Source organism: Cupriavidus sp. 05T42 (assembly GCF_056396345.1).
Genome location: NZ_JBFTLH010000014.1, coordinates 141,907 through 158,184, shown reverse-complemented (window position 1 = coordinate 158,184; position 16,278 = coordinate 141,907). Strand labels below are relative to the sequence as shown.

Sequence of the window (16,278 nt, the reverse complement as noted above, 5' to 3'; positions counted from 1 at the left end):
AGGATGGACTGCGCCAATACATTCACTACTACAATCATGACCGCATCAAGCTCAAACTAAAAGGGCTGAGTCCCGTGCAATACAGGACTCAGCCCTTTCCGGCCTAGCCATCAACCGTCCAACTTCTGGGGGTCAGTTCACACCGGGGCTTTTTCTTTTCCTGCTTTTCTCGATACTGCCTTCGACACTGCTTTCGACACGCCTCTCGCGTTCCCGCGCGATAGGACTAGTACGACTTCGGCAACCCCAGCACCCGCTCGGCGATATGGCACATGATCAGTTGGGCGCTGACCGGCGCGATGCGCGGGATGTACGACTCACGCAGGTAACGCTCCACGTGGTATTCCCGCGCATAGCCCATGCCGCCCAGCGTCAGCACGGCGGTCTGGCACGCCTGGTGCGCGGCCTCGGCGGCCAGGTACTTGGCGGCGTTGGCCTCGGCGCCGCACGGCTTGCCGTTGTCGTAGAGCCAGGCGGCCTTCCACACCATCATGTCGGCGGCTTCCAGCGCCATCCACGCCTGCGCCAGCGGATGCTGGATGCCCTGGTTCTGGCCGATGGGCCGGCCGAATACGATGCGCTCGCGGGCGTAGCGGGTGGCGGCCTCCAGCGCAGCGCGGCCCAGTCCCACGGCTTCGGCGGCAATCAGGATGCGCTCCGGGTTCAGGCCATGGAGGATGTACTCGAAGCCCCTGCCCTCCTCGCCGATGCGGTCCGCCGCCGGCACCATCAGGCCATCGATAAACAGCATGTTCGAGTCCACGGCGCCCCGGCCCATCTTGTCGATCTCGCGCACCTCGATGTGCTCGCGGTCCAGCGCCGTGTAGAACAGGCTCAGGCCCTGCGTGGGCTTGGCGACGGCCTCCAGCGGCGTGGTGCGCGCCAGCAGCAGCATGCGCGTGGCCACCTGCGCCGTGGAGATCCAGATCTTGCGGCCATCCACGCGATAGGCGCTGCCGTCCGCCGTGCGCACCGCCTGCGTCTTCAGGTGGGTGGTATCGAGCCCCGCGTCCGGCTCGGTCACGGCGAAGCAGGCCTTCTCCTGCCCGGCGATCAGCGGCGGCAGCGCGGCCGCCTGCTGGGCCTCGGTGCCGAACACCACCACCGGGTTCAGGCCGAACACGTTCATGTGGATGGCGGACGCGCCCGAGAATCCCGCCCCGGACGCCGACACGGTCTGCATGATCAGCGCCGCCTCGGTAATGCCCAGCCCCGCGCCGCCGTACTGCTCCGGCATGGCAATGCCGAGCCAGCCCGCGCCGGCCATCGCCTTGTGGAACGCCTCGGGAAACGCGTGGCGCTGGTCCAGCCCGGCCCAGTAGTCGGGGCCGAAGTCGCTGCATAGCTGGCTGACGGCCTCGACGATGGCGTTCTGTTCAGGTGTCCTTTCGAAGTTCATCGGCGTCTCGCGTTATTCCGGCTGGATGCCGGCGTCCTTCACCAGCTTGGTCCACTTGACCAGCTCGCCCGCCACGAAGCCGGCGAACTGCTGCGGGGTCTGACCGAAGGCCTCGAAGCCCAGCGCCTCGAAGCGCGGCGCCACCTCCTTGCTCGACGCAATGCGCGACAGCTCGCGATTGACCCGCTCGACGATCGGCTGCGGCGTCTTGGCCGGCGCGAACACGCCGTTCCACGATGTGATGTCGAAGCCCTTCATCTCCGGCGTATCGGCAATCGGCGGCAGGTCCGGCAGCAGGCGGCTGCGCTGCGCGGTGGTCACGGCCAGCGCGCGCATCTTGMCGGCCTTCACGTTGGCGATGCCGGCGGCCACGTCGACGAACATCATCGGCACCTGGCCGGCAATCACGTCGGTCATGGCCGGCGGTGTGCTTTTATAAGGCACGTGCAGCAGGTCCAGCTTGGCCAGACGCGAGAACGTGGCGCCGGAGACGATGCCAGTGCTGTTGCCGCTGGCGTAGGACATGCCCGGATGCGCCTGGGCATAGGCGATCAGCTCGCCCACCGTCTTCACCGGCAGCTTGGGATTGATCACCAGCATGAACGGCAGGTTGCCCATGCGGCCGACCGGCGTGAAGTCCTTGATCGGGTCGTAGGGCAGCTTCTTCATCAGCGACGGATTGGCCGAATGCGTGGTGTTGGTGGTCATGAACAGCGTGTAGCCGTCCGGGGCCGCCTGCGCCACCAGCTCCGCTGCGATGGCGCCATTGGCGCCGGGGCGATTGTCGACCACCACGTTCTGGCCGAGCGCATCGCCCAACTCCTTGGCCGTGATGCGCGCCACGGCATCGGTGCCGCTGCCGGCCGCAAACGGCACGACGAGGCGGATCGGGCGGCTAGGCCAGTTATCGGCAGCCTGGACGGCGGGGGCAAACGACAGCGTTGCCAGCGCGGGCAACGCCACGATGGCGGCGGCAAGCACGCGCCGCGCACGGAAAGTCGGCATGGAGGTCTCCTCGGGTTCTTATATAGGCAGGCGGCGCGGATTCAGGCGGGACGGATGACGCGGTCCGGCGATTCCTCGTAAGGCGGGGCGTAGACCACGAGCAGCTTGACGGGCTCGTCGCTGATCACCGTGAAGACGTGCATCGCTTCGGCGGGAAAGAAGCAGCAGTCCCCGGGGCCCAGTTCCTGGGACTGTCCGTTGACTTCGGCCCGCGCACGGCCTTCCAGCACATAGCAGACCTGTTCGATGCCCGGGTGCGCGTGGGGCAGCGCGCCCTTGCCGCGTTCGATGGTGCCGTGGATGACTTCGAGTTGGGTGGCGCCGACGTTCTCGCGCCCGATGATGCGGCGGTTCAGCGTGCCGACGTGATTGGCGGGGTGGTAGCCGGCAACGTCCTCGGTGCGGACGAAATACACCGGCCCGGATGCGGGTGATGCTTGAGTCATAAAGGGCTTGTCTCCAACAGGGAATGACATCGGTCGCCGCGTGGCATCACGGGCGTCTCTTTTCATGTTTGTGAAACTGATTTTATGCCCATGAAAAACGAAGTCAACTAGGGGATGGCCCTTGGGTGTGGCGCGGGTGCACATCGCATTCATGAAATTGAGGCACGAATGAAGTGCATCGACCGAAATTATGTCGCCGCAGGCAAATGCTAGGATGCCAGCCATAACGACACCTATCCAAAAGGAGACAACCCCATGAAACTCAGCCATCTCGCCTGCACTGCCTTGCTCGCCTGCACCACCATCGTGGGTACGGCCTCGGCCCAGTCCTACCCGCAACGCCCGGTTCGCCTGATCGTGCCCTACGCGCCCGGCGGCAGCGCCGACATCGCCGCGCGCCTGATCTCGGAAGCCTGGTCGAAGAGCCTCGGCGGCACCCTCGTGGTGGAGAACCGCGCCGGTGCGGGCGGCAATATCGGCGTGGATGCCGTCGCCAAGTCGCCGGCGGATGKCTACACCATCGGCCTGCAAACCGTCTCGCTGGCCATCAACCCGGGCCTGTTCCCGCGCATGCCGTATGACACGCTGAAGGATCTGGCCCCGATCGGCATGGTGGCCAGCTCGCAGCACGTGCTGGTGGTCAACAACAAGGTGCCGGCCAAGAATCTGCAGGAACTGATTGCGCTGGCCAAGGCGTCGCCGGGCAAGCTGACCTACGGCTCCGCCGGCAATGGCAGCACCTTCCATATGTCGGCGGAACTGTTCAAGTCCGTCGCCAATGTGTCGATCGTCCACGTGCCCTATCGCGGCGGCGGCCCGGCCCTGGTGGACACCATCGCCGGACAGGTCGACATGAGCTTCCCGGTGATTTCCGCCGCCCAGCAGCACGTGCAGGGCGGCAAGCTGACCGCGCTGGCGGTGACCGGCGCCAAGCGCTCGGCCCTGCTGCCGAATGTGCCGACCGCCGCCGAAGCCGGCCTGCCCGACTACCAGTTCGAGACGTGGTTCATGGTCTTCGCCCCGACCGGCACGCCCAAGCCCATCATCGACAAGCTCAACGCTTCGCTGAACAGCGCGCTGGCCGCGCAGGCCACCAAKGAGCGCATGGTCAAGGAGGGTTTCGAGCCCACCCCGACCACGCCGGAAGCCGCCCGCCAGCGCCTGGAGCGCGAAATGCCGATGTGGGCCAAATTGATCAAGCAGCGCGGCATCACCGCCGAATGACCGAAGCAGAGACCGTAGCGATGACTTCCCGAACCCTATACAACAAGCTGGTGGACTCCCACACCGTCGCCCGGATCGATGAGGACAACGTCCTCCTGTTCTGCGACCTGCATCTGATGAACGAGTACACCAGCCCGCAGGCCTTTGCCGGCCTGCACGAGCAAGGGCGCGGCGTGCTGGTCCCGGGGCAGAATGTMTCGGTCGTCAGTCATATCATCCCGACCCATCCCACGGTGATCCGCGTGATTGCGGATCCGGCGTCGGCGCTACAGGCGACCAACCTGCGCGATAACTGCACCCGCCACGCGATTCCGCTGTTCGACACCAATGACCGCCTGCAGGGCATCGAGCACGTGGTGGCGCCCGAGCACGGCATGATCCGGCCCGGCATGGTGGTGATCTGCGGCGACAGCCACACCACCACCTATGGGGCGCTGGGGGCGCTGGGCTTTGGCATCGGCACGTCCGAGGTCGAGCATGTGCTGGCCACCCAGACGCTGGTCTACCGGATGGCGAAGACCATGCGCATCCGCGTGGATGGCAAGCTGCCGGTGGGCACCACGGCCAAGGACCTGATCCTCAAGATCATCGCCCGCATCGGCGCGCAGGGCGCGCGCGGCTACGTGGTGGAGTACTGCGGCACCGCGATTCGCGACCTGAGCATCGAGGCGCGCTTCACGCTGTGCAATATGACCGTGGAAGCCGCCGCGCGCGGCGCGCTGATCGCCCCGGACGACGCCGCCATCGACTACGTGCTGCGCCGAGCAGCCGATATGGACGAGGCGCAGCGCATCGCCGCCCGCCAGTACTGGGAAACGCTGAAAAGCGACGCCGACGCCACCTTCGACATGGAGTACGTGTTCGATGCCAGCGACATCGAGCCCTACGTCACCTGGGGTACCAGCCCGGACCAGGCGCTGCCGGTATCTGGCCACATTCCCTTCCCCGAAGACCAGATGGACGATGCCGAGCAGCGCTCGGTGGCACGCGCCCTGGCCTACACCCACCTGACGTCTGGCGCGGCGCTGGAAGGCACGCCGATCCAGCACGTGTTCATCGGCTCCTGCACCAATGGCCGCATCGAGGACCTGCGCGCGGTGGCCAGCGTGGTACGCGGCAAGCACGTGGCGCAAGGCGTGCGGGCGATGGTCGTGCCGGGCTCCGGCACGGTGAAGGCGCAGGCCGAACGCGAGGGGCTGGCCGACATCCTGACCGCCGCCGGCTTCGAATGGCGCCAGCCGGGCTGCTCGATGTGCCTGGCGATGAATGACGATGTGCTGGCCGATGGCGTGCGCTGCGCCTCCACGACCAACCGCAACTTCGAAGGCCGCCAGGGGCGCGGCGCCATCACCCACTTGATGAGCCCGGCCATGGCCGCGGCCGCCGCCATCACCGGCACGATTACCGATGTCCGCAAGCTGGAGCTTTCCCATGTCTGATTTCGCACACCTTACCGGCAAGGGCGCAGCCATCCGCTTCGAGAACCTCGACACGGACCAGATCATCCCCAAGCAGTTCCTGCGCGGCATCGACAAGGCCGGCCTGGCCCAGGGCGTGCTCTACGACCACCGCTTCGACGCCGCCGGCCAGCCGCGCCCCGATTTCGTGCTGAACCGGCCCGAATACGCCGGCACCCGCATCCTGGTGGGCGGCGCCAACTTCGGCTGCGGTTCCAGCCGCGAGCACGCGGTGTGGGGGCTCCAGCAGTTCGGCGTGCAGGCGGTGATCGCGCCGAGCTTCGGCGAGATCTTCTACTCGAACGCGATGAACAATCGCCTGCTGCTGGTGATGCTGCCCCGGGACGTGATCGAGCAGTTGATGAACGATGTCGATGCCGACAGCGACAACGTCATCACCATCGACGTCGACGCCATGCGGGTGCGCACCCCGGCTGGCGAATACCCGTTCGAACTGTCCGCGCGGCACCGCCGCATGTTCCTGGAGGGGCTGGACATGATCGGCCTGTCCCTGAAGCAGCGCGGCGAGATCGAGCAATTCGCCGCGCGCTACTGGTCGGCATTCCCCTGGACCAAGGACGTCGCCCGGCGCACCCGGGATCGCCTCTCCGAGGTCTGAAATAAAAATCTTTCGGATGAGTGCCACCCAAACGGGTGGAACCTGTCTGCATACGGCCCGTGATGAACGGGCCGTTTTGCATTTCGGAATCGATATGGGGACCAGGCAGGCGGCACTATAAGCGCCGCTTTCACCATTTTCCACGCCGACAATGTATTAAAACGGAGACAATCTCGATACGCTCACCGTGTCTGTGTCGGGCCAGCAACGCAAATTGCAATGGGAATTGTTCGCATTTATATTCCGCCAGCCCGCCAGATAGATGCCCCTCCCGCAGCCGAACCCCGCGCAATCGCGCCCGGCGGCTGAGGACGGATCGGGCCCGACCGCGGAGGAGCGAATGGACCTGACAATGATTCGCCGTACCCCCGTGGCCACCGCACTTGTGGCCCTGTTCGCCGCCCCCGCCGCCCCCGCTGCGTTCGCGCAGCAGGCCCCCACGCCTCCGGCCGCCACGGCCGCCCCAGCCGCCCCTGCTGCCACCGAAAGCGCGCCGACCACGCTGCGCGAAGTCACGGTCCAGGGCTCGGCGGCGCGCGACGACTTCAATGCGTCCGGCAGCCAGCTGTCCAAGCTGCCCGCCGACCTGCGCGACGTGCCCCAGTCCGTCACCATCGTGAACCAGGCGCTGATGCAATCGCAGGGCGTCAGCTCCCTGACCGACGCGCTGCGCAACGTCCCCGGCATCACCATCGGCGGCGCGGAAGGCGGCCAGATCGGCAACAACATCAACCTGAACGGCTTTTCGGCGCGCACCGACATCTACCTCGATGGCTTCCGCGACCGTGGCCAGTACTACCGCGACACCTTCGCGCTGGATCAGGTGGAAGTGCTGATGGGCCCCTCTTCGATGCTGTTCGGGCGCGGCTCCACCGGCGGCGTGATCAACCAGGTCACCAAGAAGCCGTCCCTGAAGGCCGCCACCGAGGTCAGCGCCTCGGTCACCACCAACGGCCTGGTGCGTGCCACCGCCGACGTGAACACCCCTACCGGCGACACCTCGGCCTTCCGCATTTCGGCGATGGCGCAGGACGGCAAGCCGAGCACGCGCGACGAGATGACCGTGCAGGACTTCGGCATCGCGCCGTCGTGGCGCTATGGCATCGGCACGTCCACCCAGATCACGCTGTCCGTGCTGCTCCAGCACAACGAGGACATGCCCGATTACGGCCTGCCGGCCATCAACGGCCATCCGGTGAAGGTGGACCGGGACACGTTCTACGGCTTCAACAACGACCACACGCGGCAGAACATCGCCTCGCTGTCGGCGGGCATCGACCACAAGTTCTCGCCCAACCTGCGCCTGCGCAACCAGACCGCGTTCAACTACGTGGAGACGGACGCCCGCGAGACCGCGCCGAACGCCGTCGGCTCCATCAACGCGGCGGGCGCCTTCACCGCGCTGACCACCACCAACCTGCCGCTGTCGCAGCTCTACGTGCGCCAGCAGAGCCACGACCGCAACATCCGCGACTACTCGATCTTCAACCAGACCGAGCTGACCGCCACCTTCGAAACTGGGTCGATCAAGCACACGCTGCTCACGGGCGTGGAACTGGGCCACGACGGCTACAACAACCAGAACTACTACCGGAACGGCAGCTGCGGCAGCACGCCGCTGAACCCGCCGGCCACCGCTACGGCTGCCGCCGGCACCTCGGGCTTCGTGGCCTGCACGCCGGTGGTCGATCCGGTGTACCGGGACTCCCCGGGCAACGTGCCGACCGCCACCGGCAACCTGCAGGGCGGCTCGGCCAACACGGTCGCCGTGTACGCCAACGACGCCATCGAATTCACAAAACAGTGGAAGGCGGTGGCGGRCCTGCGCTATGACCGCTACATCGCCAGCATCAGCAACTCGGTGAACGCCACCAACACACGGGGCAACACGGCGCTGGCCAACGCCGACCAGACCGTCAACTTCACCAGCGTGCGGCTGGGCGGCATCTGGCAGCCTACGGAGCAGCAGTCGTACTACCTCTCGTATGGCACGTCGTTCAACCCGTCGCTGGAGCAGCTGGTGGGCACGGTGGGCCAGCAGTCGCTGGACCCCGAGAAGAACAAGTCCTACGAGGCCGGCGGCAAGTGGGACCTGCTGAACGGCAACCTCTCGGTCACCTCGGCCCTCTTCCGCATCACCAAGGACAACGCGCGCAGCCAGATCGACGCCACCACCTACGCGCTGGCCGGCAAGATCCAGGTGGACGGCTTCCGCGCCGGCGTCACCGGCCGCATCACGCCGAAGTGGCAGGTCTTTGCCGGCTACACCTACCTCGACGCCGAGATCAAGAACGGCATCGCGGCGGGCACGCAGGGCAAGGTGCCGACCAACACGCCCAAGCACACCGCCACGGCATGGACCAGCTACGCCGTGCTGCCAAGCTGGGAAGTGGGCGGCGGCGCGTTCTATATGTCCGAGCGCTACGCCAACAACACCAACACCGTGCAGGTGGGCGGCTTCGTGCGCTGGGACGGCATGATCGCCTTCCACCAACCGAAGTACGATGTCCGCCTGAATCTCTTCAACATCTTCGACAAGAAGTATTACGATGCGCTGATTCAGTCGGATGGCGGCCGGTCGGTGCCGGGCACGGGCCGTACCGCCATGCTGTCGCTCACCTATCGCATGTAAACGCCGGCGGGGCCGCCCTGCCGGCGGCCTTCGCCAGGATTCCAGCCATGCTCGTCTGCATTCCCCGGGTACTCGACGCCGAACAGCTCGCGGTACTGGTCGCCCAACTCGAACACGCCGGCGATGCCTGGGTGGATGGCCGCGTCACGGCCGGCTACTCCGGCGCCCCGGTCAAGTTCAACCAGCAGATCGACGAACGCGCCGAGGTGGCGGCCCAGTGCCAGCACCTGATCCTGAGCGCGCTGGAGCGCAACCCGCTGTTCATCAGCGCGGCGCTGCCCAACCTCGTCTATCCGCCGATGTTCAACCGCTACAGCGAGGGCATGACCTTCGGCGCCCATGTGGATGGCAGCGTGCGCATCGACCCGCACAGCGGGCGCAAGCTGCGCACGGACATCTCGGCCACGCTGTTCCTCTCGGACCCGGCCAGCTATGACGGCGGCGAACTCCAGGTGGAAGACACCTACGGCCTGCACAAGGTCAAGCTGGCCGCCGGCGACATGGTGATCTACCCGGCCACCAGCCTGCATCAGGTCACGCCCATCACGCGCGGCACCCGGCTGGCCAGCTTTTTCTGGATCCAGAGCCTGGTGCGCGACGATGGCCAGCGCGCGCTGCTGTTCGACATGGACAACGCCATCCAGACCCTGAACCAGACCAACGCCGACGAACGCGCCCGGCGCAGCCTGGTGGGCTGCTATCACAACCTGCTGCGGCAGTGGAGCGAGACCTGAGCTAGCGCGGATCGGCGGCGAGCCACGGGCTGCCCCGCTCCAGTCCGGCCCGGACTTCGTCGGCATGCTCGCCAATGGCAGGAATACGCCCGACCTGCCGCACCGCGCCGTCGAAGCGCGGCGCCGGGGCAGTCTGCAGGAAACCATCCGCCTCCACATAGACCCCGCGCGCCACGTTATGGGGATGGGCGGCGGCCTCCGCCGGGCTCAGTACCGGCGCAAAGCACACGTCGGTGCCCTCCAGCCGGCGGCACCAGCCTTCCCGGGTATCCGTGGCGAACACCTCGGCCAGATGCCGGTGGAGTTCCGGCCAGGCCTCGCGCTGCCACTGCCGGGCGAAGCGCGGGTCATCGGCCAGCCCCAGCGCCTGCACCAGCAAGCCGTAGAACTGCGGCTCGATGGCGCCMACGGTGATGAACTGGCCATCCGCGCAGCGATAAGTGGCGTAGAAGTGCGAACTGTCGTGGAGATTGCGCCCGCGCTCGCCGTGGATATAGCCCTTGGCCGTGGCCCCCAGCAGCAGTTGCAGCATGTGCGCCGAACCATCGACGATGGCGGCATCGACCACCGTGCCGACGCCCGTGCCCCGCGCGCGCAGGATGCCGGACAGCAGGCCCACGGCGAGGTACAGGGCCCCACCACCCACGTCCCCGGTCACGGCGAAAGCGGTCGAGGGCGGCGCGTCGGGCGCCCCGTTGTAGTAGAGCGCGCCGGACAGCGCGGTGTAGTTGTTGTCGTGGCCGGCGACCTGCGCCATCGGGCCGGTCTGGCCCCAGCCGGTCATCCGGCCATAGACCAGCCGGGGGTTACGCGCCATGCACACCTCTGGCCCGAGCCCCAGCCGCTCCATCACGCCGGGACGCATGCCTTCGATCAGCGCGTCCGCGTCCGCGATCAGGTCCAGCACCAGCGTGCGGCCTTCCGGCGTCTTCAGGTCGGCCATCACCGAGCGCTTGCCCCGGTTGACCAGCTTGCGCGGCTGCCCCGACGCGCCATCGTCAGGCCGTTCCACGGCTATCACATCGGCGCCGAGGTCGGCCAGATGCATCGCACAGAACGGCCCCGGGCCGAGCCCGCTGATTTCCACGATCCGCACGCCTTCCAGCATGGCTGCTCCTGACATCGCTCAAACGACTCCGGCCGACTTCAGCGCCGCAAGATCCGCAGCGGTGACCCCGATCGCGCCATAGACCGCCGCGTTGTGCTCGCCCGTGGCCGGACCACTGCGCGGCGGCGACGGCTGGTAGCCGGAGAAGCGCGGCACCACGCACGGCGCCGGAATCGTGCCGAGGTCGGCGTCTTCGAGCCGGACGATGGCCTCGCGCGCCTGCAGGTGGGGATCGTCGATCACATCGACGATGGTGAAGACCTTGCTGAACGGCACCTCGTGCGCCTTCAGCGCGGTGGCGATGGCGTCATAGGACTGCGCGGCGAACCAGGCCACGATCAGGTCGTCCAGCGGGCCGATATTGCGGATGCGGTCCGGGTTGCGGCGATAGTCGACGGACTCCGCCAGATCGGGCCGTTCCATGGCCTTGGCCAGCCGCCGGAACGTGACGTCCGACGAGGCCACCAGCGAGACCCACTGGTTGTCCGCCGTGCGATACATATTCGACGGCGCGGTGTAGGTCGCCCGGTTGCCGGAGCGCCCGCGCACCTGCCCAAGTTGCTCGTACTCCACCGCCAGCGGCTCCAGCAGGCGCAGCAGCGCCTCCGTGGCCGACAGGTCGATCTCCCGCCCCGGGCCCTCCGGCGCGCCGCGCGCCTCGGCAATCGCCGTGGCAATCGAGAACGCGCCGAACAGCCCCGCCACCATGTCCCCGATCGGATAGTTCATATGCATCGGCCCGCCGGCGGCCTCGCCGCACAGGTTGGTGAAGCCGCTCATCGCCTCGAAGATCCGCGCGAAGCCGGGGTTGGCGGCATACGGGCCGGTCTGGCCGAAGCCGGTCAGGCGCAGCACGGTCAGGCGCGGATTGGCGCGATGCAGGGTGGCGATATCCAGACCCCATCGATCCAGCGTGCCGGTGCGGAAATTCTCCACCAGCACATCGAACTCCGGCAGCAGGCGCAGGAACAGCGCCCGGCCTTCGGGCGTCCGCACATCGAGCGAAATACCCTGCTTGCCGCGATTGGTGACCTTCCAGTACAGCGACAGGTCGTCCTTTACCGGCGCCAGGCCGCGCAGCGGGTCGCTGCCGTCCGGCAGTTCCAGCTTGACCACCTCCGCGCCCATGTCGCCGCACAGCGTGGCGGAGAACGGCGCGGCCACCACGGTGGCCATGTCCAGGATGCGCACGCCGCGCAGCGGGCCGCCTTGGGGCGAGTCGGAGGGGGTCCGCTGTGCGGAATTGCATTCGGAGGGGTGCATGTCGTCGCCAGGTAGAAAGGGAAAAAGCACGGTGAGACGAGGGTGGTCCCGCCAGACCCGCCTTGCAAGCAGGGTTTCGCACAGCGAAACCGTTCCGGTTCATCATTGACTCCCCGACCTGCGGAAACCAACATGAATCCACCCCAGCGCCCCCCCGCCATGGACCCAAACACGATTTCCGGCCTGGCCAGCGCCGACGAGCTGGCCCACGACAGACAGTTCGCCACCAACCTGGCGCGCGGCGTGGAAGTGCTGCGTGCCTTCACCCCGGCCCGGCCGATCCTGGGCAACCAGGATCTCGTGGTCAGTACCGGGCTGCCGAAGGCCACGGTGTCGCGACTGACCTACACCTTGTGCCTGCTGGGCTTCCTGAGCCGGGTGCCCGGCACGCAGAAATACCGGCTCGGTTCGGGCGTGCTGGCGCTGGCGTACCCGATGCTCGCCGCGCTGCCGATCCGCCAGGTGGCCCGCCCCTACATGGAGGCCATCGCGCGGGAAACCGGCTGCACGGTGAACCTCGGCATGCGGGACCGGCTGACCGTGGTGTACGTGGATAGCTGCCGGCTGGACCCGACCAACGTGTACCAGCCGGACATCGGCAGCACCCGGCCGGTGCTGTCCACGTCGATTGGCCGCGCGCTGCTGCTCGGGTGCAGCGCGGAGGAGCGCACGGCGGTGCTGAACCGGCTGCGCGTGGAAGACCCGGAGCGGTTCCGCGTGGAGAAGCCAATGTGGACGGCCGAGCAGCAGCACTTTCCCGCGCGCGGCTTCTGCCTGAGCCCGGGCGAGTGGCGGGCGGAGATCCACGCGATTGCCGCGCCGATCCGCATGCCGAAGCAGGAGCCGTTTGCCTTGAACTGTTCGATCTCGGCCTTGCGCGACAAGGACGGGTATCTGGAGCGGGAAGTCGCCCCGAAGCTGCTGGAAGCCGTGCGGCAAATMGAATTCGGCCTGATGCGATAGCGAACCCGCCATCGCGCACCGGCCACCCGGACGGCCCGCAGAGGCCGCCGGACCCATCGTGGACCATCGTCAAATACGGAGACAACCATGTCTGGCATGAAGAATCTGGCCCGCTCGCGTCGCGGGTGGCTCACTGGCGCGCTGCTGATGGCAGCCTCACCGGCCCTCTGGTCAGCGGCCGCTCAGGCAGCGGACAAGGCAGCGGATAAGGCAGCGGATAAGGCCAACGAGAGCGCGGCGCGCTTCCCGGACCATCCGATCCGGATCATCGTGCCCTTCTCCGCCGGCGGCGTGGTGGATTCCGTGACGCGCGTGGTGGCGGAGCGGATGTCGAAGTCGCTGGGCCAGCCGGTCATCGTCGAGAACAAGTCCGGCGCCGGCGGCGCCATCGGCACGGACGGCGTGGCCCGCTCCACGCCGGACGGCTACACGCTGCTCGCGGTCAGCCCCAGCCACGCGGTGGCCCCGCTGCTCAACGCCAGCATCACCTGGAACGCCGAGCGCGATTTCCGCGCCATCGGCGGCTTCGGCATGATTCCCAACGTGATCGCCGTGCCGGCCAACTCCAGCGCGCAGACGCTCAAGGCGCTGCTCGACGATGCCCGCGCCCACCCGGACAAGCTGACCTATGCCAGCGCCGGCGTCGGCACCTCCAACCACCTGGCGGGCGCGCTGCTGGCGCAGAGCGCCGGGGTGCAGATCACCCACGTGCCCTACAAGGGCCAGCCGGAGGCGCTGACGGACCTGCTCGGCGGCCGGGTGTCGATGATGCCGCTGACGGTGGCCATCGCCCAGTCGCACGTCAAGAGCGGCAAGCTGCGCGCGCTGGCCGTAACGTCCACCAAGCGCTACCCCGGCATGCCGGACGTGCCCACGGTGGCCGAGGCAGCCAACCTGCCCGGCTACGAGGCCGGCGGCTGGTTCGGGCTGGTGGCGCCGCGCAAGACGCCGGACGCCGTGGTGCGCAAGCTGGCCGATGCCGTGGCCCAGGCCGTGGCCGCGCCGGATGTGGCCAGCCGGCTCCAGGACCTCGGCATGGACGTGACCCCGCAGACCGCCCCCGCCTTCGACAAATACGTCGATGCCGAATCGCGCAAGTGGGCCCGTGTGCTCAAGGCGTCCGGCATCACCGCCCAATAATCCTTTCCCGAGAGGCGACCTCCCATGATTACCAACCCTTCCGCCATGAACACGCTGCTGGCCGACATCCGCCGCTTCGTGCTGGAAACCTGCATCCCGCTGGAAGCCGAGATCGATCGCACCGATGTCATTCCCGAGCCCGTGGTGGAACAGATGCGCGCGCTGGGCCTGTTCGGCCACAGCATTCCGCGCGAGTACGGCGGCGCCGGCCTGACGGCCGAGGAGCTGACGCTGGTCAATATCGAGGTGTCGCAGGCGGCCACGGTGTTCCGCGCCCGCTTTGGCGGCAATACCGGCATCGCCTCCGAATCGCTGGTGGCAGACGGCACCGAGGCCCAGCGCACGCGTTACCTGCCCCGGCTGGCCTCCGGCGAGATCACCGGCTGCTTCGCGCTGACCGAGCCCGAGGCCGGCTCGGACGCCACCTCGCTGCGCACCGTGGCCGTGCGCGATGGCGACCACTACGTGCTCAACGGCAGCAAGTGCTTTATCACCAACGCGCCGCTGGCGGACCTGTTCACGGTCTTCGCCCGCACGGACCCCAACACGCCGGGCGCGCACGGCATCAGCGCTTTCCTGATCGAGCGCGGCACGCCGGGCCTGAGCACCGGGCCGGCGGAGCGCAAGATGGGCCAGCACGGCTCCCCGGTGGGCGATGTGTACCTGAAGAACTGCCGCGTGCCGGCTTCGGCCATCGTCGGCGAGGTGCCGGGCCGTGGCTTCAAGACCGCGATGAAGGCGCTCAACAAGCAGCGCATCAACCTGGCCGGGCTGTGCATCGGCCCGGCCATCCGGCTGGTGGACGAAATGGTGCGCTACGCCGCCACGCGCGAGCAGTTCGGCCGCCCCATCGCCGATTACCAGCTGGTGCAGCAGATGATTGCCGACAGCAACACCGAGGTGCACGCAGCGCGGGCGCTGGTGCTGGAGACGGCGCGCAAGCGCGACAACGGCGGCGACGTGACCATGGAGGCGTCCATGTGCAAGCTGTTMGCCTCGGAGATGTGCGGGCGCGTGGCGGACCGCGCGGTGCAGGTCTTCGGCGGCAGCGGCTATGTGGCGCGCACCGTGGCGGAACGCTTCTACCGCGATGTGCGCGTATTCCGCCTCTACGAAGGCACCACGCAGATCCACCAGCTCAATATCGCCCGGCGCACGATGGACGCGCGCGGCCGGGCGCTGGAGCTGGGCTGAGCCCGGACCTTACTGCAGGGTCACGCCGGCCTGCTTCACCAGTTTCTCGGTGCGCGGGATCTCCGCATCGACCATCGCCGTAAAGTCGCCCACGCTGCCGCCGCGCGGCTCGGCGCCGGTGACGGCCAGTTTCTCGCGGAAGTCTGGCGAGTTCAGCAGCTTGTTGATCGACACGTTGAGGCGGGTCACCACGTCTGCCGGCGTGCCCTTGGGCGCGACGATGCCGTACCACGGCGCGATGTCGAAGCCCGCATAACCCTGCTCGGCGATGGTCGGGATCTCGGGCGCCTGCGGCGAACGCTTGGCGGTGGACATGCCCAGCGCGCGCAGCTTGCCGGACTTCACGAACGGCAGGCCGGTCATGATGGTGTCGAAGTACATCGACACCTGGCCCGAGAGCAGCGCGGGAATCGCCTCGCCGGCGCCCTTGTAGGGCACGTGAACGATGTCGATGCCGGCCACGGCCTTGAGCATTTCCCCGGCGATATGCGAGGTGGTGCCCKAGCCGAACGAGGCATAGGTCAGCTTGCCGGGGTTCGCCTTGGCGTAGGCGACCATCTCCGGCAGCGTCTTGAACGGCAGCGACGGGTTGGACAGCAGGATGTTCGGCGTGATCGCCACCACGGCCACCTTCTCGAAGGCATCCGGGTCATAGCTGAGCTTCTTATATAGGAAGCGGTTGGTCACCATCGACGCCGGCCCGGACATCAACAGCGTGTAGCCGTCGCCGGGCGCGCGCGCCGCGGCCTCGCTGCCGATCATCGCGGCAGCGCCGGGCCGGTTCTCCACCACGAAGCTCTGCCCGTACTCCTTACCCAGCCCCACGCCAAGCTGGCGCGTGATGAGGTCCGTGGCAGAACCCGCCTGGAACGGCACGACGATGCGCACCGGCTGGGTCGGCCAGTCGCGCGCGGTCTGCGCCATGGCCGTGGAGGACATGGCGAGCACCGCCAGCACGGAAGCCGTCATGAGTGCCCGGAAACTCGTCGATCTACTAAAACGCATGGTTGGTCCCTCGTGGATTTTGCGCAGGTTCGCGCTGGGTGTTATCCGCAACATGCGTGCCACGCTGAATCGGCACGCTTCAGGCTAGC

At 67.5% G+C, this 16,278-nt stretch carries 15 protein-coding genes; 9 read left to right on the top strand and 6 right to left on the bottom strand.

What is annotated here, in order from left to right; genetic code table 11:
- A partial coding sequence (locus AC1EJR_RS19440) for an IS3 family transposase (protein WP_284454538.1) occupies positions 1 to 107 on the top strand: 107 nt, incomplete at its 5' end.
- A 119-nt stretch (positions 108 to 226) separates the two neighbouring features.
- Here the strand turns inward: AC1EJR_RS19440 and AC1EJR_RS19435 are convergent.
- Genes AC1EJR_RS19435 through AC1EJR_RS19425 form a run of 3 tightly spaced genes read right to left on the bottom strand, consistent with a single transcriptional unit; the run spans position 227 to position 2,850 of the window.
- On the bottom strand, positions 227 to 1,399 hold the full coding sequence (locus AC1EJR_RS19435; RefSeq protein WP_092299904.1) for an acyl-CoA dehydrogenase family protein: 1,173 nt from the start codon (positions 1,397 to 1,399) through the stop codon (positions 227 to 229).
- A 12-nt stretch (positions 1,400 to 1,411) separates the two neighbouring features.
- Positions 1,412 to 2,404, bottom strand: coding sequence for a Bug family tripartite tricarboxylate transporter substrate binding protein (locus AC1EJR_RS19430; protein ID WP_477147417.1), 993 nt, complete (start codon positions 2,402 to 2,404; stop codon positions 1,412 to 1,414).
- A 41-nt stretch (positions 2,405 to 2,445) separates the two neighbouring features.
- Complete coding sequence (locus AC1EJR_RS19425; RefSeq protein ID WP_477108125.1) at positions 2,446 to 2,850, bottom strand: cupin domain-containing protein; 405 nt, start codon at positions 2,848 to 2,850, stop codon at positions 2,446 to 2,448.
- A 255-nt stretch (positions 2,851 to 3,105) separates the two neighbouring features.
- On the opposite strand from AC1EJR_RS19425, the gene AC1EJR_RS19420 reads away from it, so the two are divergent.
- The 5 genes from AC1EJR_RS19420 to AC1EJR_RS19400 all read left to right on the top strand — a co-directional run bounded on the left by AC1EJR_RS19420 (position 3,106) and on the right by AC1EJR_RS19400 (position 9,516).
- Positions 3,106 to 4,074: a tripartite tricarboxylate transporter substrate binding protein gene (locus tag AC1EJR_RS19420; RefSeq protein WP_477147416.1), complete on the top strand. Its 969-nt coding sequence runs from the start codon at positions 3,106 to 3,108 to the stop codon at positions 4,072 to 4,074.
- Positions 4,075 to 4,094: 20 nt separating this feature from the next.
- Complete coding sequence (gene leuC, locus AC1EJR_RS19415) at positions 4,095 to 5,513, top strand: 3-isopropylmalate dehydratase large subunit (protein WP_477113564.1); 1,419 nt, start codon at positions 4,095 to 4,097, stop codon at positions 5,511 to 5,513.
- The gene (gene leuD, locus AC1EJR_RS19410; protein WP_092299890.1) at positions 5,506 to 6,150 is read left to right on the top strand and encodes a 3-isopropylmalate dehydratase small subunit; all 645 of its coding nucleotides are present in this window, start codon (positions 5,506 to 5,508) and stop codon (positions 6,148 to 6,150) included. Before leuC ends, leuD begins: the two co-directional genes overlap by 8 nt.
- A 352-nt stretch (positions 6,151 to 6,502) precedes the next feature.
- A complete protein-coding gene (locus AC1EJR_RS19405) occupies positions 6,503 to 8,782 on the top strand; it encodes a TonB-dependent receptor (RefSeq protein WP_477147415.1) in 2,280 nt (759 codons plus the stop codon).
- A 47-nt stretch (positions 8,783 to 8,829) separates the two neighbouring features.
- Positions 8,830 to 9,516: a Fe2+-dependent dioxygenase gene (locus tag AC1EJR_RS19400; RefSeq protein WP_092299887.1), complete on the top strand. Its 687-nt coding sequence runs from the start codon at positions 8,830 to 8,832 to the stop codon at positions 9,514 to 9,516.
- 1 nt (position 9,517) lies between these two features.
- On the opposite strand, the gene AC1EJR_RS19395 is transcribed toward AC1EJR_RS19400, so the two are convergent.
- Together AC1EJR_RS19395 and AC1EJR_RS19390 are read right to left on the bottom strand one after the other, a co-directional pair.
- The gene (locus AC1EJR_RS19395; protein ID WP_477113572.1) at positions 9,518 to 10,624 is read right to left on the bottom strand and encodes a CaiB/BaiF CoA transferase family protein; all 1,107 of its coding nucleotides are present in this window, start codon (positions 10,622 to 10,624) and stop codon (positions 9,518 to 9,520) included.
- Positions 10,625 to 10,642: 18 nt separating this feature from the next.
- Positions 10,643 to 11,887: a CaiB/BaiF CoA transferase family protein gene (locus AC1EJR_RS19390; RefSeq protein WP_092299881.1), complete on the bottom strand. Its 1,245-nt coding sequence runs from the start codon at positions 11,885 to 11,887 to the stop codon at positions 10,643 to 10,645.
- A gap of 132 nt (positions 11,888 to 12,019) precedes the next feature.
- Here AC1EJR_RS19390 and AC1EJR_RS19385 point away from each other — a divergent pair, with 132 nt between their 5' ends.
- From AC1EJR_RS19385 to AC1EJR_RS19375, 3 genes are all read left to right on the top strand, one after another.
- The gene (locus AC1EJR_RS19385) at positions 12,020 to 12,850 is read left to right on the top strand and encodes an IclR family transcriptional regulator (protein WP_255370952.1); all 831 of its coding nucleotides are present in this window, start codon (positions 12,020 to 12,022) and stop codon (positions 12,848 to 12,850) included.
- Positions 12,851 to 12,937: 87 nt separating this feature from the next.
- Positions 12,938 to 13,990 (top strand): Bug family tripartite tricarboxylate transporter substrate binding protein, encoded by a 1,053-nt coding sequence (locus AC1EJR_RS19380; protein WP_477113562.1) that lies wholly within the window; start codon positions 12,938 to 12,940, stop codon positions 13,988 to 13,990.
- 24 nt (positions 13,991 to 14,014) lie between these two features.
- Entirely contained in the window at positions 14,015 to 15,184 is a 1,170-nt protein-coding gene (locus AC1EJR_RS19375) for an acyl-CoA dehydrogenase family protein (protein WP_477147414.1), read from the top strand.
- A gap of 9 nt (positions 15,185 to 15,193) precedes the next feature.
- Here AC1EJR_RS19375 and AC1EJR_RS19370 read toward each other — a convergent pair whose 3' ends face one another.
- The gene (locus AC1EJR_RS19370; protein WP_477147413.1) at positions 15,194 to 16,153 is read right to left on the bottom strand and encodes a Bug family tripartite tricarboxylate transporter substrate binding protein; all 960 of its coding nucleotides are present in this window, start codon (positions 16,151 to 16,153) and stop codon (positions 15,194 to 15,196) included.
- Positions 16,154 to 16,278 lie beyond the last annotated feature (125 nt).